This window comes from Streptomyces flavofungini (genome assembly GCF_014650815.1).
Taxonomy (GTDB): domain Bacteria; phylum Actinomycetota; class Actinomycetes; order Streptomycetales; family Streptomycetaceae; genus Streptomyces; species Streptomyces flavofungini.
On the sequence record NZ_BMVR01000005.1, the window covers coordinates 593745 to 613827 of the forward strand.

20 protein-coding genes are annotated in these 20083 nt (G+C 72.9%); 8 read left to right on the forward strand and 12 right to left on the reverse strand.

Features of this window, described 5'->3' with window-relative positions; genetic code table 11:
• Nucleotides 1–83: 83 nt before the first annotated feature.
• The 10 genes from IE274_RS16065 to IE274_RS16110 all read right to left on the reverse strand — a co-directional run bounded on the left by IE274_RS16065 (nucleotide 84) and on the right by IE274_RS16110 (nucleotide 7842).
• The gene (locus IE274_RS16065) at nucleotides 84–458 is read right to left on the reverse strand and encodes a hypothetical protein (RefSeq protein WP_190116391.1); all 375 of its coding nucleotides are present in this window, start codon (nucleotides 456–458) and stop codon (nucleotides 84–86) included.
• A gap of 75 nt (nucleotides 459–533) precedes the next feature.
• Nucleotides 534–926 (reverse strand): roadblock/LC7 domain-containing protein, encoded by a 393-nt coding sequence (locus IE274_RS16070; RefSeq protein ID WP_190116392.1) that lies wholly within the window; start codon nucleotides 924–926, stop codon nucleotides 534–536.
• 97 nt (nucleotides 927–1023) lie between these two features.
• Nucleotides 1024–1761 carry a transcriptional regulator gene (locus tag IE274_RS16075; protein ID WP_190116521.1) on the reverse strand — a complete coding sequence of 246 codons (738 nt, stop codon included), beginning with the start codon at nucleotides 1759–1761 and terminating at the stop codon, nucleotides 1024–1026.
• A 59-nt stretch (nucleotides 1762–1820) separates the two neighbouring features.
• Nucleotides 1821–2294, reverse strand: coding sequence for a hypothetical protein (locus tag IE274_RS16080; protein WP_190116393.1), 474 nt, complete (start codon nucleotides 2292–2294; stop codon nucleotides 1821–1823).
• 231 nt (nucleotides 2295–2525) lie between these two features.
• Nucleotides 2526–3893: an APC family permease gene (locus IE274_RS16085; RefSeq protein ID WP_190116394.1), complete on the reverse strand. Its 1368-nt coding sequence runs from the start codon at nucleotides 3891–3893 to the stop codon at nucleotides 2526–2528.
• A gap of 154 nt (nucleotides 3894–4047) precedes the next feature.
• Nucleotides 4048–5250, reverse strand: coding sequence for a glycosyltransferase (locus IE274_RS16090; protein WP_190116395.1), 1203 nt, complete (start codon nucleotides 5248–5250; stop codon nucleotides 4048–4050).
• The gene (locus tag IE274_RS16095; protein ID WP_190116396.1) at nucleotides 5235–5411 is read right to left on the reverse strand and encodes a hypothetical protein; all 177 of its coding nucleotides are present in this window, start codon (nucleotides 5409–5411) and stop codon (nucleotides 5235–5237) included. The genes IE274_RS16090 and IE274_RS16095 overlap by 16 nt, the downstream gene beginning before the upstream one ends.
• Nucleotides 5408–5980 (reverse strand): dihydrofolate reductase family protein, encoded by a 573-nt coding sequence (locus IE274_RS16100; protein WP_190116397.1) that lies wholly within the window; start codon nucleotides 5978–5980, stop codon nucleotides 5408–5410. Before IE274_RS16100 ends, IE274_RS16095 begins: the two co-directional genes overlap by 4 nt.
• A 78-nt stretch (nucleotides 5981–6058) precedes the next feature.
• Nucleotides 6059–7066 carry a GNAT family N-acetyltransferase gene (locus IE274_RS16105; RefSeq protein ID WP_229909567.1) on the reverse strand — a complete coding sequence of 336 codons (1008 nt, stop codon included), beginning with the start codon at nucleotides 7064–7066 and terminating at the stop codon, nucleotides 6059–6061.
• Between the two features lie 134 nt (nucleotides 7067–7200).
• Nucleotides 7201–7842 carry a hemerythrin domain-containing protein gene (locus tag IE274_RS16110; protein WP_190116398.1) on the reverse strand — a complete coding sequence of 214 codons (642 nt, stop codon included), beginning with the start codon at nucleotides 7840–7842 and terminating at the stop codon, nucleotides 7201–7203.
• Nucleotides 7843–7972: 130 nt separating this feature from the next.
• Here IE274_RS16110 and IE274_RS16115 point away from each other — a divergent pair, with 130 nt between their 5' ends.
• Nucleotides 7973–8860: a LysR family transcriptional regulator gene (locus IE274_RS16115; RefSeq protein ID WP_190116399.1), complete on the forward strand. Its 888-nt coding sequence runs from the start codon at nucleotides 7973–7975 to the stop codon at nucleotides 8858–8860.
• A gap of 43 nt (nucleotides 8861–8903) precedes the next feature.
• On the opposite strand, the gene IE274_RS16120 is transcribed toward IE274_RS16115, so the two are convergent.
• Entirely contained in the window at nucleotides 8904–10343 is a 1440-nt protein-coding gene (locus tag IE274_RS16120) for a type III PLP-dependent enzyme domain-containing protein (RefSeq protein ID WP_229909568.1), read from the reverse strand.
• Nucleotides 10344–10459: 116 nt separating this feature from the next.
• Here IE274_RS16120 and hutU point away from each other — a divergent pair, with 116 nt between their 5' ends.
• From hutU to hutI, 4 genes are all read left to right on the forward strand, one after another.
• The gene (gene hutU / locus IE274_RS16125) at nucleotides 10460–12118 is read left to right on the forward strand and encodes a urocanate hydratase (protein WP_190116400.1); all 1659 of its coding nucleotides are present in this window, start codon (nucleotides 10460–10462) and stop codon (nucleotides 12116–12118) included.
• A gap of 203 nt (nucleotides 12119–12321) precedes the next feature.
• Nucleotides 12322–13548, forward strand: a complete 1227-nt coding sequence (locus tag IE274_RS16130) for an allantoate amidohydrolase (protein WP_190116523.1) — start codon at nucleotides 12322–12324, stop codon at nucleotides 13546–13548.
• Nucleotides 13545–14939 carry a formimidoylglutamate deiminase gene (locus tag IE274_RS16135; protein ID WP_190116524.1) on the forward strand — a complete coding sequence of 465 codons (1395 nt, stop codon included), beginning with the start codon at nucleotides 13545–13547 and terminating at the stop codon, nucleotides 14937–14939. The genes IE274_RS16130 and IE274_RS16135 overlap by 4 nt, the downstream gene beginning before the upstream one ends.
• A 231-nt stretch (nucleotides 14940–15170) precedes the next feature.
• Nucleotides 15171–16340, forward strand: coding sequence for an imidazolonepropionase (gene hutI, locus IE274_RS16140; RefSeq protein ID WP_190116401.1), 1170 nt, complete (start codon nucleotides 15171–15173; stop codon nucleotides 16338–16340).
• 127 nt (nucleotides 16341–16467) lie between these two features.
• Here the strand turns inward: hutI and IE274_RS16145 are convergent, their stop codons facing one another.
• Nucleotides 16468–17499, reverse strand: a complete 1032-nt coding sequence (locus tag IE274_RS16145; protein ID WP_372447222.1) for an RNA polymerase sigma factor SigF — start codon at nucleotides 17497–17499, stop codon at nucleotides 16468–16470.
• A 260-nt stretch (nucleotides 17500–17759) separates the two neighbouring features.
• Here IE274_RS16145 and IE274_RS16150 point away from each other — a divergent pair, with 260 nt between their 5' ends.
• The 3 genes from IE274_RS16150 (at nucleotide 17760) to IE274_RS16160 (ending at nucleotide 20052) form a co-directional block, all read left to right on the forward strand.
• On the forward strand, nucleotides 17760–18128 hold the full coding sequence (locus tag IE274_RS16150) for an STAS domain-containing protein (protein ID WP_190116402.1): 369 nt from the start codon (nucleotides 17760–17762) through the stop codon (nucleotides 18126–18128).
• Between the two features lie 281 nt (nucleotides 18129–18409).
• Entirely contained in the window at nucleotides 18410–18919 is a 510-nt protein-coding gene (locus IE274_RS16155) for an ATP-binding protein (protein WP_190116403.1), read from the forward strand.
• A 377-nt stretch (nucleotides 18920–19296) separates the two neighbouring features.
• Nucleotides 19297–20052, forward strand: coding sequence for an LPXTG cell wall anchor domain-containing protein (locus tag IE274_RS16160; RefSeq protein ID WP_229909569.1), 756 nt, complete (start codon nucleotides 19297–19299; stop codon nucleotides 20050–20052).
• The last annotated feature ends 31 nt before the right edge of the window (nucleotides 20053–20083 follow it).

Below are 20083 nucleotides of genomic sequence, written 5' to 3' on the forward strand. Positions count from 1 at the left end.
GTGGGCGGGCGGTGACAGCCGGGAGGTGCCGGGACCGGGCAGGCGGTGCCGTCCCGGGGGCTGGACCGCCCGCCCGGTCCGGGTCAGACCTCCAGGCTCGCCTCGATGCGCTTCAGCTGGTGCCGGGCCATGGCCAGGTTGGCCCTGCCCTTGTCGAGCGCCACGTAGAGGAAGAGGCCGTTGTTGTTGCGCCCCTTGATCAGCCGGATCAGGTGGTACTGGGAGCCGAGCGAGATCAGGATGTCCTCGATCTCGTCCTTGAGGCCCAGCATCTCCATCGTGCGCAGCTTGGCGCGTACGACGTCGGTGTTGCCCGCCGCGGCGACGGACAGGTCCAGGTCCTTGCTGCCACCGAGGGTGCCGAGCGCCATCCCGCTCGTGTAGTCGACCAGCGCGGCGCCGATGACGCCTTCGATCGAGGTGCTCGCTTCCTTCAGCGCTGTCTCTGTGTTGGCCATGCGTGCTGCACTTCCTTTCCGTCTGTTGGATGCCCGTGGTGACGAGGGCGATGAGGGTGTGGTGGGGGTCATGGCTCAGGCGTCCTCCGTTCGTCCGGTGCTGGCGTCGACCAGCTCGCCGATGAGTACGCTGGAGCGGCGGCCTTCCAGATGCAGTCGGCCCACGTTGACGCGGGGCTCGGCGAGCAGCGTGAGCACCGCCGACGAACCGGCCGTATAGGTGGCCACATAGCCTTGTTCGCCGCGGATGAGCAGTTCCCGGAAGCCGCCCTGGTGCGTCGCCTCGGAAAGCCGCAGGGCCACTCCGAGCGCCGCGGCGGTGAGCGCGCAGACGCCCTCCGCCTCGATGTCCGTGGCGTCCTGCGCCAGCACAAGACCGTCGACGCTGGCGGTCAGGGCGCCCCTGAGCTGGGGAATCCGGGTCCGCAGCCGTCTCAGTTCGCCGAGTACATCGGCTTCGGCAGCCATCAGCTGTCTCCTCCCGGCGCGCTTCCAGGGCGCGGTGAACTTCATGCGGGTGCACTTCATGAGGGCGAGGGCCGGGACCGGTGCGCGGATCGGAGAGTCACAGTGATTCCTCCAGCGCGTCACGGAGCCGGCGTAGCAGGGCGATGTTCGGCTCGTCGCAGTCCAACGGGCCGGGAACGGTGCGGGCCGCGGCCGGGACGCGGGCGCGCGGGGGCTCCACGAGTCCGGCCGCGGCCATGCGTCTGATCTCGACCAGGGTGTGGAACGTGGGGCGGCCCAGGGCCCAGGCGATGGCCGTCGGCGTGCGCACCCCGTCGGCGAGGCGCAGCAGGGCGCGCTGGCGCCCGGTGACCGTCTGGTCGGAGGCCGGCGTACGGGGCACGACCGGGGCGGTGTCGACGTCCGCGCAGGGCCAGACGCTGTCCAGGAGCGCCCGGCGCCGCCGCGCCTCCCGCTCCACGGCGGCGACCGGCACCGGGTGCACCTGGCCGAACCAGTGCGTGACGCCGTAGCGGAAGTGGGTGGGCCCGCTCGCCGGGCCGAGGACGAAGAACGCGGCGTCGAACAGCGCGCCCAGGTGGCACAACTCCAGCTCGCCCGCGCTCACCCGGCCGCTGCCGACCAGGTCCCGGCCCACCTCGTGGCGGGCTCCCGCCCGGGTGAGGGCCTCCTGCCAGCCCTGCGCGGGCAACGCCCCGCCGACCGTGAGCAGCACCTCCAGGCCGGGCGCGGAAGGGCTCTCCGCGTGCACGATGCGGCCCTCCGCGAGGTAGAGGATGCCCTGGGCGCGGAGGAACGCCCCGGTGGCCCGCTCGTCGGCCAGGCGCGTCAGCATGGGGGAGCCGGCGGCCACCACCTCGTGCGCCGTCACCTCGGTGCCCGCGTGGGTGGTCGTCACAGCAGCACCAGCCGCTCGGACAGGTCCCGCAGCCGCATGCGCGCGAGAGCCAGATTGCCGGTGTGCCGGTCGAGCCAGAGATACAGGAAGACGCTGCTGTCGAAGGTGGTCCGCACGAAGCGGATCACATGGAATCCGTTCCTCGTGCTGAGCATGAGGTCCTCGACCGGGAGCCCTTTGCGGGACGTGCCGTCGGCGGCGGTGTCCTCGACGGCCGCGGTGCCGTCGGTGCCCCAGGCCTCGTCGGCGGCCGTACAGCTCCCGAACGGGTCGTGCACGTCGGCGAACGCCCGGTACTCGGCCGCGGAGCGCGCCACCTCCGCGGTCTCCGCGGCGGTCGCCTCATGGTCCCTGTTCGGCGAATCGCCGACCGAACCGAGGGCGAGCCCGCTGGTCCAGTCGACGATCGCTGCGCCGCGCGCGCCGGGCAGTGTCATCGCTTCCAGCAGACACTCGTCGATACCGGGCACGCGGCTTCCCCTCCCCAGGTGGACAGGGGCGGTCCCCACCACCCCCACCAGGCGGTCCGCGCCGCCCGGTGGGAGGAAGTTATGCGGAGAAGCCGAAGGGTCGTGCGGAATGGGCATTTCCCTCGGGAACATGCCCTAGCGCGACAAGATCGGTGCGATGGGCGCTTCGGGAACGGCTCATGGGTGACCGGATGTATCGGGCATGTGATCGAGCCGTCCCCCGGCCCGGTGTCAGTCCTCGCCGCGTGTCCGCAGTACCACCTTGTTCACGCCCCAGAGCACGACCCCGATGGCTACCAGGACACCGGCGCGGATGTACACCTCCGCGGGGCGGTCCGCGAGCGGGCTGGCCAGGATGAGGGCCGTGATCGCGCCGAGGACGGGGAGGGCGGTGGGGGCGCGGAAGTGGGGGTGGTCGACGGGGTCGCGGCGCAGGACCAGGACCGTGACGTTGACGACGGCGAAGACGCAGAGGAGGAGGAAGGCCGTGGTGTCGCCGAGGCCTTCGATCTCGCCGGTGGAGACCAGGCCGACGGCGAGCAGGGAGACGAAGACGATGCCCACGATGGGGGTGCGGCGGTGGGGCAGGACGCGGCTCATCGCCCGGGGCAGGATGCGCTCGTTGGCCATGCCGTAGCAGAGCCGCGAGGCCATCATGATGTTGATGAGGGCCGAGTTGGTGACCGCGAACAGGGCGATCAGGGCGAAGAGTTTGTGCGGGAAGTCGACGCCCCCGGCCTTCACCACCTCAAGGAGGGGGCCGGACGACCCCGACAGGGTCTTGTAGTCGACCAGGAGCGACGAGACCAGGGCGACCAGGACGTAGATCGTGCCGGTGACGGCGACACCGATGAAGATCGCCTTGGGGAACGTGCGCGTCGGGTCCTTCGTCTCCTCGGCCATGTTCACCGAGTCCTCGAAGCCCACGAAGGCGAAGAAGCCGAGCGCCGTGGCCCCGAGCACGCCCGTCAGCAGGGCGTAACCGGTGCCGTCCGCCTCGAACTCGGTGAGCCGGGCGGGCTCCCCGTCGCCGCCGAGCACCGCCCACGCGCCGATCGCGAGGATGATCAGCAGGCCGGTCAGCTCGACGACGGTGAGGACGACGTTGGTCTTCACGGACTCCGAGACGCCGCGCAGGTTCAGCGCCGCGAGGACGAGGATGAACGTGATCGCCACGAGTGTGGGCGGCAGCGCGTCACCGGTCAGCTCGTTCAGATAGTCGCCGCTGAAGGCCCGGGCCGCCGCGCTCGCCGACGCCAGGCCCGAGGCCATCACCATGAACGCCACGATGAAGGTGACGAAGGGGACCTTGAACGCCTTCTGGGTGTAGAGCGCGGCCCCGGCCGCCTTCGGGTACTTGCCGACCAGCTCCACGTACGAAGCGGCCGTCAGGATCGCCACGACGAACCCGATCGCGAACGGCAGCCACAGCGCGCCGCCGACCTTTCCCGCGACCTTGCCGGTGGTGGCGTAGATGCCGGTGCCGAGGATGTCGCCGATCACGAAGAGGATCAGCAGCCTGGGGCCGAGCACCCGTTTCAGGCCCGGATCCTCGGCCGCCGGTGGGCTGGTGGTTCCGCTGGTTCCTGACGTCGTCACAGGAGCCTCCCCCGAGTGTGACGGGTGTGCCGTTTCCGGCTGGGAAGGATCTTCTTCCCGCTACGGGGGCCGACGAAGCGGGAGTTGGGGAACAACCGGCACCCGGGTACGCGGCGGCGCACCCGGTCACTCCCGCGTCTGCGGCCCCGCCCGCTCAGCCGACCGCGTCGAACAGCAGCTTCGCGGCCACCGTCGCCCCGTCCACGCTGATCGTGTCGGCCACCTCGGCCGCCCGCGCGCGGGTCGCGGGTGTCAGGGCCGCCCCCAGCGCGGCCGACAGGGACTCGAAGGTCGGGGTCGGCCCCTCGTGCGCCGCGCCGATGCCGAGGGCGGCCACCCGGGCGGCCCAGTACGGCTGGTCCACGCACTGGGGCACCACCACCTGGGGCGCTCCGGCGCGCGCGGCCGTCGTCGTCGTACCCGCGCCGCCGTGGTGCACGACGGCGGCCACCCGCCCGAACAGCGCCTGGTGGTTGGCCTCGCCGACGGCGAAGCAGTCGTCCGAGCCGTCGATCGGTCCGAGGCCGGCCCAGCCGTGGGAGACGAGGACGCGGCGGCCGTGCGCGCGGACCGCGTCCACGGCCACCCGGGCGACATCGGTCGCCGTGCGCATCGGCATGCTGCCGAAGCCCGCGTACACCGGGGGCGCACCCGCGTCCAGGAACGCCGACAGGTCGTCCGGGAGCGGGCGTTCGTCCGGCAGGAGCCACGCGCCGGTCTGTACGACGTCGAGATCCGTCAGCTCGTGCCACGGTCCCAGGACCGGGTCCGCCGCCAGCCACGGCCGGTCGGTGAAGACGTGGTCGCGGACGTTGTCCACCGGCGGCAGCCCGAGAGCCGCCCGGTGGGTGTTGAGGGGCGCCCGGTACCAGGCGTTCACCTTCTGGGCGTCCAGGTCCCACAGCGCCCGGTTGTCGGTCATGCCGGACGGGGGCTGCGGGCCCGGGCGCGGCGACGGCAGGTAGTGCGTCGAGGGCATCTCGAACGGATGGAAGCACGCGTACACGTACCGGATGCCCAGCCTCTCGGCCACCGACCGCGCCCCGGCCGGCATCAGGCCGCTCGCCACCAGGACGTCACAGCCCTCGGCCGCCGCGGCGACCGGGCCGAAGTGCGCCGCGACCAACTCGGCCGCGAACCCGGCCGGATCCGACGGCGGCGCCCCGGTCACCAGCGCCCGCACCGGCCGCCCGAACGGCACGTGCGCCACGCCGACCCCGGCCAGCAGCGCCCCGAACTCCTCGTCCGGCGGCGCGCACACCCGCACGTCCGCGCCGAACTCCCGCAGCCGCGCGGCGAAGCCCGCAAGGGGCATGATGTCGCCGCGCGACCCGTACGCCATCAACAAGACGCGCATGACGTCCTTCTCGTTCTCGTCTCGGTGGACTCCGTGCGCAGCCGGGCCACTTCCGCCGCGAGGTCGGTGAGGGTGAGCGCCAGGCGCAGACCGGCCGCCCGCTGGGCGCGCTGTTCGGGCGAGGGGCCCGTCGTGCCCGGGTCCGTGGCGGCGGCGCTCACGCGCGCACCCGCGAGAAGTGGGTGATGGCGAGGCCGGAGTCGAAGGCCCGGGTGCCGACCGGGGCGAATTCCGTCGGCGTGAAGGGGCCGTCGAACAGGGGGATGCCGGAGCCGATGACGACGGGGTTGCGCTTGATGATCAGTTCGTCGATCTCGTCGCGCAGCGCGCCCGCCAGCTTGCCGCCGCCGCACAGCCAGATGCCCTTGCCGTCCTGCTGCTTCAGCTCGCGGACCAGCGCGACCGGGTCGGCGACGACGGTCACCGCCGGATCGGGGCTGACGAGCGAGCGGGAGACGACGTACTGCTTGAGGTGGGCGTACGGGCTGGTCCACCCGAGCCGCAGGCCCGGTTCGTAGGACGCGCGGCCCATGATGACGGTGTCGAACCGCTCGGCGGCCCGGCCGACGATGCCCAGCGCCTCGTGCGCGGGCGTGGGCAGGGTCTCGGGGAAGTCCGCCATGATCGCGGCGGCCTCCTCGCCCTCGAAGGGGAGGAAGTCGTACTGGCCGTCGGGACCGGCGATGTAGCCGTCGAGGGTGGCGGCCACGTAGTAGGTCAGCTTGCGCATGCGCTGCTCGCTCTCTTCGTTACGAGGGTGGGTGCGGGTCTTCGGTACGCGGGGGCGTACCCGGAGCGGGTACGGGGGTCAGGCCGCGGGCACATCGAGCTGGAACTCGCGCGTGCGCCGGTAGGAGCGGAAGCCCAGGGCGCGGTTGACCGCCAGCATGTGGACGTTGTCGTCGGCGTTGTCCGTCTCGATCTCGACGGCACCGGGGTGCTCGGCGCGCAGGCGGCGCACCATGGCGGCCTTGACCCACAGGCCGATGCCGTGGCCGCGGTGTCCGGGCACCACCGCCGTGTCGTACTGCTGGACGCGCGGCGGCGCCCCCCGGGGGACCACGATCTCGGTGTAACCGGCCATGGTGCCGTCGTCGTGGACGGCGGCGAGCGTCAGGAGCGCGTCCCCACGGTCGGCCACCACCTTGGCCATGGCGTGGACCCGGTCGGCGTCCCACGCCACGCTGCCGTAGTCCAGGTCGCCGACGGGCATGTCGTTCATCGCGTTCTTGGCCGCGGCGAAGGCGTCGGCGAGGCCGTCGGGCACCGTGCCGGTCCAGCCGGTCAGCCGGTAGCCGGGGTGCGGGGCGTCGGCGGCCCGGCGCAGCCCGGCCTCGTCCAGTTCCTCGAACCGCAGGAGGAGGTGGTCCAGGGTCATGGCCCGGCGGAAGCCCCGCCGCTCGCTGAACGCCTCGCCCGGGCCGTCGGCCGCGGCCGCCGCGATCAGGCTGCGCCGCCCCTTTGCGCGGCAGTGGGCCACGGCCGCCGAAAGCAGCCGGGAGCCGGTGCCGAGGCGCCGGTGCGCGGGGTCCACGTGGAGGTCCAGCTCGGCCAGGTGGTCCCGCCCCGCGGAGGCGAAGACGCGCAGGCACGCGACGCCGACCGGGACGCCGTCCGGCCCGGCGGCCAGCCACGCGAGGCGGTGGCCGTCCAGGGCGGGCCTGGTGAGCTGGGCGTGGATCTGCTCGACGCCGGGCGGTGGCACGCCGGGCAGGTCGTGGGCCATCGAGGCGACGACGACCCGGTGCCAGGCGGCGGCGTCGGCGTCGGTGACCAGGTCGCGGGGGAGCGGACGGGGCGGGGCGTGCTCGGACAAGGCGATGACTCCTGTGATCGGGTCGGTGGGGCTGCTGGGCGGTGCGTACGGGTGCTCGCGCCGGTCGGCCGAGGGCGCGGGCGGCGGCCGGTGCGCCGCGTCGGACCGCGGAGCGCGGCGGCGGGTGGGCCGCGTCAGACCGCGGTGCCCGCGCTCCAGCGGTCCAGCGCGGTGTAGGCCGGGACCCACCGGGCGGTGTACGCGGCGCACGTGGGCGCGGGCAGCGGCGCGAGGACCTTCGCCACCGTCGGCTCGTCGGCGCCGTCGAGGAGCCACGGCAGCAGCAAGGGCGTGTCCCGGCCGATCCGCTGGGCGTGGACCTGGTCGAAGTGCCCCCACTGCTCGGCCGTTAAGGCCCGCCGGATCAGCGGCACGGCCGCGTCCTCCTCGTGGCTGAGGTGCCCGGCGAGGCCGCAGGCCAGCGCGTCGGTGAGCTGGCCGAGCCGCAGCGCGTCGGCCGCCGGGTCGGCGAGGGTCGCGTCGATGGCGTCGATCACCGGGGCGATGACGGCGTGCTCGGCCTCCATCACCTCAAGGACGACCAGGTCCTTCGGGCGGCCGGCGAGGCGGTGGCGCAGCGGCGGCCACAGGGCGTCGTCCTCGGCCGTGTGGTGGGCGTGCAGGGCCTTCTTGAAGAGCTGCCAGCCGGCGGCGGTGGCCAGTACCCGGCAGGGGTCGTGGTCCGCGGTGGTGGTGACCCGGTCCAGATGGGCCAGTTCCCGGCGCAGGGCGTCGTGCATCACGTACATCGCGGTCAGATCGATGGCATCGCTCATGGGCGGTATACGGGGCTTTGCACGCGTCCTGGCATGCCCTCAACCCTCTTGCGGACCGCACGTATGATCAACGCGCAATTCCGCGACGTGCGATAACCGCTGGGTTATCGCCGGAGGAACTGGAGGGCCGGTGGAGCTGCGGGACATCGAGATCTTCCTGGTGCTCGCCGAGGAGCTGCACTTCGGCAGGACCGCGCAGCGGCTGCACGTCTCGCAGGCGCGCGTCAGCCAGGCCATCAAGAAGCAGGAGCGGCGCATCGGCGCCGAACTGTTCACCCGCACCAGCCGCGCGGTGCACCTGACCGAGGTCGGCCGCCGGTTCCGGGACGATCTGCAGCCGGTCTACGCGGGCCTGCACGAATCCCTGGAGCGCGCCCAGCTGGCCGCCCGCGGCATCACCGCCCAGCTCCGCGTCAGCATGCTGCCCTTCAACGTCGTCGATCTGCACCCCTACTGGAAGGCGTTCCGCGCGCGGTACCCGCAGTGGGGACTCCAGATCCGCCAGACGACCTTCCACGACGTGTTCGGCCAGCTCCGCAACGGTGACATGGACGTCGTCGTCGCCTGGCTGCCGGTGACGGAGCCGGACTTCACCGTCGGGCCGAGCCTGTGCACCGACTCCCGGATCCTCGCCGTGGCCGCCGACCACCCGTTCGCGGGCCGGGACTCCGTGTCCCTGGAGCTGTTCGCCGACTTCCCGCACGCCACCGCCCACGGCCTGGCGGACTACTGGGAGGAGAGCTATCTGCCCTTCCAGACCCCGGGGGGCCGGACGATCGAGCGCGTTGTGGCCGCGGAGACCGCCGACGAGCTGATCAGCCTGGTCGGCATGGGCGAGATCATCCACAGCTTCCCCGGCCATGTCACCCGGCACTGGGGCATGCGGAACGTCCGCTGGCTGCCCGTCCCCGACATGCGGACCATGACCTACGCCCTGGTCTGGCGGACCGAGACCGAGAACGACCTCATCCGCGCGCTGGCCGACACGGTGCGGGACCTCGGCACGTTCCGCTTCTGACGCGCCCAGCGCCCAGCGCCCCGCCGTACGAAGCCAGGCAACCTCAGAGCTCGCGCAGCGCGTCCCGCGCCCCGCCGCCCGACTCGGCGACGATCTCCTCGACGCGCTGCTGCTCCCGCACGGTCGAGAACCGCACCGCTCCGCCCGCCGCCCGCGCGTCCGCCGCGAACCCGTGGATCCCGGGCCTGGCAAGGCTGTTGTACGAGTAGTGGTGGGCGAAGTAGTACGCGCCCGTGTCCAGCACCGCCACGTAGTCGCCCTGTTCCAGGGGCGGCAGCGCCCGGTCCCGGGCGAGCAGGTCGCCCGCGAAGCAGGCCGGGCCCGCGATGTCCTGGCCGGTGGCGGGCCCCGGCTTGGGGCGCCCCTTCGCGTCGTACGCGGCGATCCTGAGCGGCCAGGACTCGGGCGCGTACACCGTGCGCGTCGCCACCTGCACGCCCGCGTGCGTCAGCGCGATGCCGCGCCCGCCCGCCGACTTCACGTACTCCACGCGCGCCAGCAGCGTCCCGTGCTTGGCGAGCAGTGAGCGGCCGAACTCGGTGACCAGGCCGTAGCGCCCGTCGAGCAGTCCGGGCACCTCGCGGGCGAGCAGCCGCGCGTAGTCGGCGTGCGTGGGTGTCTGCTCGTCGGAGGCGAAGTTGACGGGCAGGCCGCCGCCGATGTCGACGGTGTCGATCTGGCGGCGGCCCGCGCGCGCGTTGATCTCCTCGGCGAGTTCGTACGTGGCCGCGACGCCGCCGACCATCAGTTCCAGGGGCATGCCCTGCGACCCGGAGTGCGCGTGCAGCCGGGTCAGCCACGGCCGGTCCAGACACGCGCGCACGACCCACTCCCGCGCGCCCTCGTCCCGCAGCGGCACCCCGAACTTGGAGGTGGCCGTTGCGGTGGAAAGGGCCTCGATGGCGCCCCCTCCGACCTGCGGGTTCACCCGGATCCCGACGGGGGAGCGGGTCGGCGCGGACTGCACGAGGGCGTCGATGCGGGCCAGTTCCTGCGGGTTGTCGGCGTTGACGGCGATGCCGAGGGCGAGGGCCTCGCGCAGCTCGGCCGGGGTCTTGGCGGGGGAGTCGAGGACGGTGTGCGCGGGGGGTATCCCGGCGGCGCGGGCGAGGGCCAGCTCACCGGGGCTCGCCACCTCCGCGCCGATCCCGGCGTCGTGCAGCAGCCGCAGGACCGGGACGAGGGGCGTGGCCTTCACGGCGAAGGCGTGCAGGACGGGGGTGCCGGGCGCGGTCACCTCCGCGAAGGCGGCGCGCAGGGCGGCGGCGCCCGCACGGATCCCGGCGACGTCGAGGAGCCCGGCGAGCGGGGTGGCGGGGCTGACGACGCCTTGCTCGACGGCGGCGCGGACCGCCTGGTCGCGGCGGTCACTGGCGGGGGTGACTTGGGGCGCGGCCTGGGGCGCCGCCTGCCCGAGGACGCGGGTGAGCTGATCGGTTTCGTCTTCGTCCGACCGCCGGTCGGTCCTGTCGTCGAGGCCCATGTGATCCAGACAATCACCCGTGCGCCGCCCTCGCTGCCCCGCTGCGCTATTGACTAGGTCTATTCACGACCCCAGGATGTGAATATCAACGTCACAGCATGCGAGGAGGCACCGCCATGTCAGGACCCCGCCCCGTTCGAGCGCCGCGCGGAACCGAGCTGAGCGCCCTGGGATGGCAGCAGGAGGCCGCCCTCCGGATGCTCCAGAACAACCTCGACCCCGAGGTCGCCGAACACCCCGACAAGCTCGTCGTCTACGGCGGCACCGGCAAGGCGGCCCGCGACTGGCGCTCCTTCGACGCCATGGTGCGCACCCTGCGCACCCTCAAGCAGGACGAGACGATGCTCGTCCAGTCCGGCCGCCCGGTCGGCGTCATGCAGACCCACGAGTGGGCGCCGCGCGTGCTCATCGCCAACTCCAACCTGGTCGGCGACTGGGCGAACTGGGAGGAGTTCCGCCGCCTGGAGGCGCTGGGCCTCACCATGTACGGCCAGATGACGGCGGGCTCCTGGATCTACATCGGCACGCAGGGCATCCTCCAGGGCACCTACGAGACGTTCTCCGCCGTCGCCGCCAAGAAGTTCAACGGCACCCTCGCCGGGACGATCACCCTCACCGCCGGGCTCGGCGGCATGGGCGGCGCCCAGCCGCTCGCCGTCACCATGAACGACGGCGTCGCGATCTGTATCGACGTCGACCCGCGCGCCATCGAGCGCCGCATCGAGCACAAGTACCTGGACGTGCGGGCCGACTCCCTGGAGCACGCCCTCCAGCTCGCCGTCGAGGCCCGCGACGCCCGCCGCCCGCTGTCGATCGGCCTCCTCGGCAACGCCGCGGAACTGCTCCCGCGCATGCTCGCCGAGTCCGCCCCCATCGACATCGTGACGGACCAGACCTCCGCCCACGACCCGCTCGCGTACCTCCCGGTCGGCGTCGACTTCGACGACATGGCGACGGCGGCCGAGAAGGACCCGGCGGGCTTCACGCAGCGCGCCCGCGAGTCCATGGCGCGGCACGTCGAGGCCATGGTCGGCTTCATGGACGCGGGCGCCGAGGTCTTCGACTACGGCAACTCCATCCGCGGCGAGGCGCAACTCGCGGGCTACGACCGGGCGTTCGCGTTCCCCGGCTTCGTACCCGCCTACATCCGCCCGCTCTTCTGCGAGGGCAAGGGCCCGTTCCGCTGGGCGGCCCTCTCCGGCGAGGCCTCCGACATCCACAAGACCGACAAGGCGATCCTCGACCTCTTCCCCGAGAACGAGTCCCTGCACCGCTGGATCAAGATGGCCGGCGAGCGCGTGCACTTCCAGGGCCTGCCCGCCCGCATCTGCTGGCTCGGCTACGGCGAGCGCGACAAGGCGGGCGAGCGCTTCAACGACATGGTGGCGTCCGGCGAACTGGCCGCGCCCCTCGCCATCGGCCGCGACCACCTCGACTGCGGCTCCGTCGCCTCCCCGTACCGCGAGACCGAGGCCATGCTCGACGGCTCCGACGCGATCGCCGACTGGCCGCTCCTCAACGCCATGGTGAACGTGGCGTCGGGTGCCTCCTGGGTCTCCCTCCACCACGGCGGCGGCGTCGGCATGGGCCGCTCCATCCACGCGGGCCAGGTCTCGGTGGCCGACGGCACGAAGCTCGCCGGCGAGAAGGTGCGGCGCGTCCTCACGAACGACCCCGGCATGGGGGTCATCCGGCACGTCGACGCCGGGTACGACATCGCGGACTCGGTGGCGGACGAGCGGGGCGTACGCGTTCCCATGCGGGAGGGCGAGTGACCGCCGATCGGCCTGCGGCCTCGTCCTCAAACGCCGGACGGGCTGAGAACACCGGCACAGTCCCGGCCCGCCCCGGCAACTCTCCAGCCCGTCCGGCGATTGAGGACGAGGCGCGGAGCGCCGAAACGGGGTCTGGGGCGGAGCCCCAGTTCCGGGAAGGGGCAGGGTTGGGGAAGCCCCCGGCAGGGCCCTCCTTCCTGCAGATGTGGGCCGACCTCGGCCCCATCGGCCGTAACCCCGAAACCGGCGGCTACCGCCGCTACGCCTGGACCGGCGCGGACGCCGACTGCCGCACCTGGTTCCAGGAGCAGGCGGAAAGCCGGGGCCTGGCCTACGAGACGGACCGCAACGGCAACCAGTGGGCGTGGCTCGGCGACCCGTCCCAGGGCGACGCCGTGGTCACCGGCTCCCACCTGGACTCGGTCCCCGACGGCGGCGCCTTCGACGGCCCCCTGGGCGTCGTGTCGTCGTTCGCCGCGCTGGACGAACTCCGCGCCCGCGGCGCGAGGTTCACCAAACCCCTCGCGATCACCAACTTCGGCGACGAGGAGGGCGCCCGCTTCGGCCTGGCCTGCGTGGGCTCCCGCCTCACCGCGGGCAAGCTGACCCGCGAGGCGGCGTACGAGCTGCGGGACGCGGACGGCGTGAGCCTGCCGCAGGCGATGGAGGCGGCGGGCTACGACCCGTCGACGATCGGCGCGGACCCCGAACGCCTGGCCCGCATCGGCGCGTTCGTGGAACTGCACGTGGAACAGGGCCGCGCCCTCGCTCTGTCCGGCAGCGGCTCCGCCGCGGGCTCCGGCGACGCCGTCGGCATCGCGAGCGCCATCTGGCCGCACGGCCGCTGGCGCTTCGACTTCCGCGGCGAGGCCAACCACGCGGGCACCACCCGCCTGGTGGACCGCCGCGACCCGATGCTGTCGTACGCGGAGACGGTCCTCGCGGCCCGCCGCGAGGCGGAACTCGCGGGCGCGGTGGCCACGTTCGGCAAGATCGCGGTGGAGCCGAACGGCGTCAACGCGATCCCGTCGCTCGTCCGCGGCTGGCTGGACTCCCGGGCCGCCGACCAGGCCACCCTCGACACCGTCGTCACGGCGATCGAGAAGGCGGCCCGCGAGTACGCGGACCGGCACGGCATCGACCTGGACGTCGTACGGGAGTCCTTCACGCCGGTCGTGGAGTTCGAGCACGCCCTGCGCGACGAGCTGGGCGCGGTCCTGCGGGAGCGCACCGGCCGGGAGGTCCCCGTGCTCGGCACGGGCGCGGGACACGACGCGGGCATCCTGTCCGGGTCGATCCCGACCGCCATGCTGTTCGTGCGGAACCCGACCGGCGTCTCGCACTCGCCCGCCGAGCACGCGGCCGAGGACGACTGCCTGGCCGGGGTGCAGGCGCTGGCGGACGTACTGGAGGGGTTGGCGTGCCGATGAACACCCCGTCGCCGGAGCCGTCGCCCGCGCGGTCCACGGCGGCCACGTACTGGCTGGAGCACGCCTGGCTCGACCCCAGCGTCGAGCCGGGCGTCGCCCTCGACGTCGGCGCCGACGGCCGGATCGCCGCCGTCCGCACCGGCGTCGAAACCCCGCCGCCCGGCGCGACCGTCCTGCGCGGTCTGACCCTGCCGGGCCTCGCCAACGCCCACTCGCACGCCTTCCACCGGGCGCTGCGCTCCACCGTCCAGGTCGGCAGCGGTACGTTCTGGACGTGGCGGGAGGTCATGTACTCCGTGGCCGACCGGCTCACCCCGGAGACGTACTACGCCCTCGCGCGGGCCGTGTACGCGGAGATGGCGCTCGCCGGGGTCACGGCCGTCGGCGAGTTCCACTATCTGCACCACGCGCCCGGCGGGGCGCGCTACGCCGACCCGAACGCCATGGGCGAGGCGCTGATCGCCGCCGCGGCCGACGCGGGCATCCGGATCACGCTGCTCGACACGGCGTACGTCGCCGCGGGGCTGCGCAGCGCCACCCACGGCGAGGAGCCCAACCGGCACCAGCTCCGGTTCTCCGACGGTACGGCCGACGCCTGGGCCGAGCGCGTGTCCCTCCTGAAGGAGGGCGACCGGGAGCACGTGCGCCTCGGCGCCGCCATCCACTCCGTGCGGGCCGTGCCCGCACGGCAGTTGGGGACCGTCGCCGAGTGGGCCGCCGTGCGGGGGGCGCCGCTGCACGTCCACCTGTCCGAGCAGACCGCCGAGAACGACGCCTGCCTCGCCGTCCACGGCTGTACGCCCACCCGGCTCCTCGCCGACCACGGGGTGCTCGGGCCGCGTACCACCGGCGTCCACAACACCCACCTCACCGACGCCGACATCGCCCTCATCGGCGGGTCCGGGACGGGCACCTGCATGTGCCCCACCACCGAGCGGGACCTCGCCGACGGGATCGGTCCCGCCCCCGCCCTCCAGCGCGCCGGGAGCCCCCTGTCCCTCGGCAGTGACAGCCACGCCGTCATCGACCTCTTCGAAGAGGCGCGGGCGATGGAGCTCAACGAACGCCTGCGTACGCGGACGCGGGGGCACTGGACCGCTGCGGCGCTCCTGCGGGCCGCCTCCGCCGACGGGCACGCGGCGCTCGGCTGGGCCGACGCCGGGTCCCTCGAACCCGGCTCCCTCGCCGACTTCGCCACCGTCGCCCTCGACTCCGTCCGGACCGCCGGGGCGGTGCCGCGGCTCGGGGCGGAGGTGGCGGTGTTCGCGGCCTCCGCGGTGGATGTGCGGCACACGGTCGTCGGCGGCCGCCAGGTCGTCCGCGACGGCGCGCACACGTCGATCCCCGACGTGCCGTCGGCCTTGGCGGAGGCGGTGTCGGCGCTGCGCTGAGCCTTCCCCGACCCGCCCCTTTCCCGAAACTGGGGCTCCGCCCCGGACCCCGCTCCTCAAACGCCGGAGGGGCTAGAGAATGTGCCGGTGAGTATCAGCCTGTCCGGCGCTTGAGGACGAGGCGCGGAGCGCCGACAAGCGGGGGCCCAGGGGGGGCGGCAGCCCCCAGTTTCGGGAAGGGGCGGGACTGGGGAAACCGCCGGAGGCACCCACCCACCCACGGACAGGACCATGACCACCACCCTCATCACCAACATCGCCAGCCTCGTCACCAACGACCCCGCCCTCGGCAAAGGCCCCCTCGGCCTCGTCGAGGACGCAGCCGTCGTCCTGGACGGCGAGACCGTCGCGTGGGCGGGCCCGGCCGCCAAGGCCCCCGTGGCGGACGAGACGTACGACGCCGGGGGCCGCGCGGCCGTCCCCGGCTTCGTGGACTCCCACTCCCACCTCGTGTTCGCGGGCGACCGCACCAAGGAGTTCAACGCCCGCATGGAGGGCCGCCCGTACCAGGCGGGCGGCATCCGCACGACGGTGGCGGCGACCCGCGCGGCCACGGACGCCGACCTGGAGGCGAACGTCGTCCGCTATCTGCGGGAAGCCCTGCTCCAGGGCACGACGACGTTCGAGACGAAGTCGGGGTACGGCCTGACGACGGAGGACGAGGCCCGCGCCCTGCGCATCGCGGCCCGGCACACGGACGAGGTCACGTTCCTGGGCGCCCACATCGTGTCCCCGGACTACGCCGACGACCCGGCGGCGTACGTGGCGCTGGTGACGGGCGAGATGCTGGAGGCCTGCGCCCCGCACGCCCGTTGGGTGGACGTGTTCTGTGAGAAGGGAGCGTTCGACGGGGACCAGGCGCGGGCGATCCTGACGGCGGGCAGGGCGAAGGGCCTGCACCCGCGCGTGCACGCGAACCAGCTCGGCTACGGCCCGGGCGTCCAGCTCGCCGTGGAGCTGGACGCGGCGAGCGCCGACCACTGCACGCACCTGACGGACGCCGACGTGGACGCCCTCGCGAACAGCGGCACGGTGGCGACCCTGCTCCCCGGCGCCGAGTTCTCGACCCGCGCCGAGTGGCCGGACGCCCGCCGCCTCCTGGACGCGGGCGCGACGGTGGCCCTCTCCACGGACTGCAACCCGGGCTCGTCGTTCACGTCCTCGGTCCCCTTCTGCATCGCCCTGGCCGTACGGGACATGGGGATGACCCCGGACGAGGCACTGTGGGCGGCCACCGCGGGCGGCGCGGCGGCCCTGCGCCGCACGGACGTCGGCGTACTCCGCGCGGGCGCCCGCGCCGACCTGGCCCTCCTGGACGCCCCGAGCCACGTCCACCTGGCGTACCGGCCGGGCGTACCGCTGGTGTCGGGCGTGTGGCAGCGCGGCACGCGGGTGCGCTGACGGGCTCGTCCGCTCGTCGGACACGCGGGAACGGCTCGGGGGCCGCCCTGAAGAGGGCGGCCCCCGAGCCGTTCGCGTGTCCGGCCGGGACGGTTCGGTCAGGACGGTCCGGCCGGGACGACGTCCGCTACTCCTCCAGGGTCAGCCCCTTGCGGAGGCGCACCAGCGTGCGCGAGAGCAGGCGCGACACGTGCATCTGCGAGATGCCGAGTTCCTCGCCGATCTCCGACTGCGTCATGTTGGCGACGAAGCGCAGGGAGAGGATCTTCCGGTCCCGGGGCGGGAGTTCGGCGATCAGCGGCTTCAGGGACTCGACGTACTCGATGCCTTCGAGACCGTGGTCCTCGTAGCCGATGCGGTCGGCCAGGGCGCCCTCGGAGTCGTCCTCCTCCGGCTGGGCGTCGAGCGAGCTGGCGGTGTAGGCGTTGGACGCCGCCATGCCCTCGACGACCTCTTCGTTGGAGATGCCGAGGCGTTCGGCGAGCTCGGCCACTGTCGGCGCGCGGTCGAACTTCTGGGCGAGTTCATCGCCCGCCTTGGCGAGGTCGAGGCGGAGCTCCTGGAGCCGGCGCGGCACCCGCACCGACCACGACGTGTCGCGGAAGAAACGCTTGATCTCGCCGACGATCGTCGGCATCGCGAACGTGGGGAACTCGACGCCGCGGCTGAGCTCGAAGCGGTCGATCGCCTTGATCAGGCCGATGGTGCCGACCTGGATGATGTCCTCCATCGGCTCGCTGCGGGAGCGGAACCGGGAGGCGGCGAACTTCACCAGGGCGAGGTTCAGTTCGACGAGGGTGTTGCGCACGTACGCGTACTCGTGCGTGCCTTCCTCAAGGGATTCGAGCCGCTCGAAGAGGGTCTTGGACAGCGCCCGGGCGTCCAGTGGCGCCACTTCGTCGTACGGGGGGATCTCGGGGAGCCCGGAAAGGACCTCGCCGAGGTTCTCGGGTCGCTCGCCGGTGTCCGCGGTGTCCGCGGGGGCCGCGGGGTCGGTGTCGGCGGCGGCGAGCGGGGGCTCAGCCGTCGCGGCCCGTGCGGCCTCGTGGGCGGGACCCGGGATCCCGGGGATCACGGTGTCGGTGCGGTTCGGCGGGGGTGTCGACGTCGCCTGGTCAGTGCGCGATTCGTCGAGCCGGGGTGACATGGTCTCCTCCATCGTTCTCGGCATATGGCTGCCGATGCCACTACGTGCACTGCGGTGTGCGGCGCCTCCATGGCCGTCCGTGTCGATTGGTGTCTCTTCTACCCCTACCCGCTTCCGCGTCGGAGTCGCAAGTGCGTTCTGTAGCTAAATGTCCGAATTCGGGGGGTTGTTCGGCTACCCGGGGCGTTAGGGAAGGCGTAATGTTCAGGGGCGTCATCGCGCGTCGTAGCGCGCGGGAAACAGCCCACGACGGTCGGGAAGAGAGTGACGGCATGGACCGCGGGACGGTCGGCAGTGCACACAGGGGCCGGCTTCTGGTCGAAGTCCGGAAAGAGGGCCGCAGCGCCGTCGTGACCCCGGCGGGTGAGTTGGATCACCACACCGCCGATCTGTTGCGCGAGCCGCTTGAGGCCTGTGTCGACGACGGCTTCAAACGCCTCGTGGTCGACTGTTCGCGACTGGAGTTCTGCGACTCGACGGGGCTGAACGTGCTCCTCGGCGCCCGGCTCAAAGCCGAGGCCGTGGGGGGTGGGGTTCATCTGGCGGGGATGCAGCCGGTGGTGGCCCGTGTGTTCGAGATCACCGGAGCCGATGCCGTCTTCACCGTCCACGGGACGCTCGAAGCGGCGCTGGCCGACTGAGTCGGGGTGATTCTCGCGCATGGCGCAAAGAGTTACGCGTCAGTTGTCGCTGTGTGATCGTTGCGTTACCAGTGTCACACGGTTCGTGCAGAATCCATGGGTGTCCGGTCGGTTCGGCAGGGCAGGAGACACCCTGAGTCCGTCGTCCACATCCATCAAGTCATTCATCAAGTCAAAGTCAGAACGGCAAGCGGCCGGGAAGGCAGCCGGGCGGGCGGGGGTCCGCCGGTCGCCGCACTTCCCTCCTTGCCCAGTCCTCTCGTCGGTGAGGTGAAGTGCTGATGAGCACCACCCGGCCTTACTCGCCGGGCGACCGCGGCCCGGAACCGGAGGCCGCCGTCGCGGATGCTCCCGCGCCCGCGGCCACCCCGGAGTCCGGGGGCCGCCAGGTCCGCAGGCTGAGCCTGAACGGGGCGAGCGGCGTCGTGCCGCTGTCGCGCGACTTCACCCGGGAGGCGCTGCACGCCTGGGGCTGGCTGCCCGCGGCGGGTGCCGACCGCCGCGCCGCCGCGGAGGACGTGCTGCTCGTCGTCTCCGAGCTGGTCACCAACGCCTGCCTGCACGCCGAGGGGCCCGAGGAGCTGTGGCTGTCGTGCGACGGCAAGGTCCTGCGCGTCGAGGTCTCCGACCGCGGCGCGGGCCAGCCCGCACCCCGCACCCCGCACCGCGCGGGACGGCCCGGCGGCCACGGGATGTTCATCGTGCAGCGGCTGTGCCTCGACTGGGGGGTCGTACGGACGCCCGGGTCGACGGGCAAGACGGTCTGGGCGGAGCTGGGCGCGCCGGGTTAGCGCGCGGGCCGGGCCCTCTTCTTCCGTTCCGCTGTGGTTCCGGGGCTCCCGCAGCCCCAGTCCCCTCATCGCCCCCACCTCCGGGCGCGCGCGGCCCCTCCGGCCACCGGCCCCACCCCGCCCCCGGCTTCCGGCCATCCGGCCCCCGCCCCGTGGGCCCCTTCCGTCACCCCGGCGCCCTCGCGCCCCCGGCCGCCGTCGCCGAACGGCCGCCGCCCCGCTTCCCCGACGCGCCGGATCAGCATGGATCCGGCGCGTCCTTTGTCTTCCCTCGGCAAGGTCCCGGGCGTACCTTGAGCGCCAAATCTGATGTGCCGTCAGTAACTTCGCACAGCGGCACGGACTCGCCCGCACCACCGGCATGAGGGGAAAACGAGGTGTCGTACCAGAAACAGACGGCCGCGCTCGTGCTCGCCACGGCCATGGCCGGATCGGCTCTGCTCCTTGCCGCACCCGCCGCCCAGGCCGAGGTCCAGGACGTGGACTACCAGTGCAAGACGCCCATCGGGAACAAGGGGGCGGTCTCGCCGATCGAGATCAAGAGCGTCAAGAGCGGCAGCGGCTACAAGCTCACGATGTCCTTCGAGAAGGGCGTCTCCTCCAGCCCCGTCGAACTCGGCAAGGGCGCGATGAAGCCCAGCGCGGTGATCAAGCTGGGCGGCGCGGAGAGCGGTACGGTCGCGGTCTCCGGGGCGACCAACGCGGCGGCGATCCCGGCCAACACCCCCATCAAGATCAGTGACTTGTCCGGCACGTACACGCCGAAGAAGTCGGGGAAGGTCACGTTCACGGCCGGAGTCCTCACGATCAAGGCGCTCGGTACGACCACGACGTGTACGCCCGCGAACAACCCCAAGCCGTCCCTGACCCTGGACGTCAAGGGCTCCGGCGGCGCCGGCGGCTCCGACGACACCGGTCAGGGCGCCGGGGCGGGCTCGGCGTCCGGCTCCGGCTCGGACTCGGGTTCCGGCTCGGGTTCCGGCTCCGACCAGTCCGGCGGCGACGCGCTGCCGCAGACCGGACCCGCCGACTCCGCCATCGCCCTCGGCACCCTCGGCGGCACCGTGCTGCTCGCGGGCGCGGCCGGAGTGCTCTGGCTGACCCGCCGCAACCAGGCGGCGCGACAGCGCTGACCCGCACGGAGACCGGGTACGAACGCGGGGA

Excerpts from the sequence above, each read along its gene's own strand:
- IE274_RS16065 (WP_190116391.1), bottom strand. The coding sequence starts at position 458 with ATGGCCAACACAGAGACAGCGCTGAAGGAAGCGAGCACCTCGATCGAA.
- IE274_RS16070 (WP_190116392.1), bottom strand. The coding sequence starts at position 926 with ATGGCTGCCGAAGCCGATGTACTCGGCGAACTGAGACGGCTGCGGACC.
- IE274_RS16075 (WP_190116521.1), bottom strand. The coding sequence starts at position 1,761 with ATGCTGACGCGCCTGGCCGACGAGCGGGCCACCGGGGCGTTCCTCCGC.
- IE274_RS16090 (WP_190116395.1), bottom strand. The coding sequence starts at position 5,250 with ATGCGCGTCTTGTTGATGGCGTACGGGTCGCGCGGCGACATCATGCCC.
- IE274_RS16100 (WP_190116397.1), bottom strand. The coding sequence starts at position 5,980 with ATGCGCAAGCTGACCTACTACGTGGCCGCCACCCTCGACGGCTACATC.
- IE274_RS16110 (WP_190116398.1), bottom strand. The coding sequence starts at position 7,842 with ATGAGCGATGCCATCGATCTGACCGCGATGTACGTGATGCACGACGCC.
- IE274_RS16120 (WP_229909568.1), bottom strand. The coding sequence starts at position 10,343 with ATGGGCCTCGACGACAGGACCGACCGGCGGTCGGACGAAGACGAAACC.
- hutU (WP_190116400.1), top strand. The coding sequence starts at position 10,460 with ATGTCAGGACCCCGCCCCGTTCGAGCGCCGCGCGGAACCGAGCTGAGC.
- IE274_RS16130 (WP_190116523.1), top strand. The coding sequence starts at position 12,322 with ATGTGGGCCGACCTCGGCCCCATCGGCCGTAACCCCGAAACCGGCGGC.
- IE274_RS16135 (WP_190116524.1), top strand. The coding sequence starts at position 13,545 with ATGAACACCCCGTCGCCGGAGCCGTCGCCCGCGCGGTCCACGGCGGCC.
- hutI (WP_190116401.1), top strand. The coding sequence starts at position 15,171 with ATGACCACCACCCTCATCACCAACATCGCCAGCCTCGTCACCAACGAC.
- IE274_RS16145 (WP_372447222.1), bottom strand. The coding sequence starts at position 17,499 with ATGGAGGAGACCATGTCACCCCGGCTCGACGAATCGCGCACTGACCAG.
- IE274_RS16150 (WP_190116402.1), top strand. The coding sequence starts at position 17,760 with ATGGACCGCGGGACGGTCGGCAGTGCACACAGGGGCCGGCTTCTGGTC.
- IE274_RS16155 (WP_190116403.1), top strand. The coding sequence starts at position 18,410 with ATGAGCACCACCCGGCCTTACTCGCCGGGCGACCGCGGCCCGGAACCG.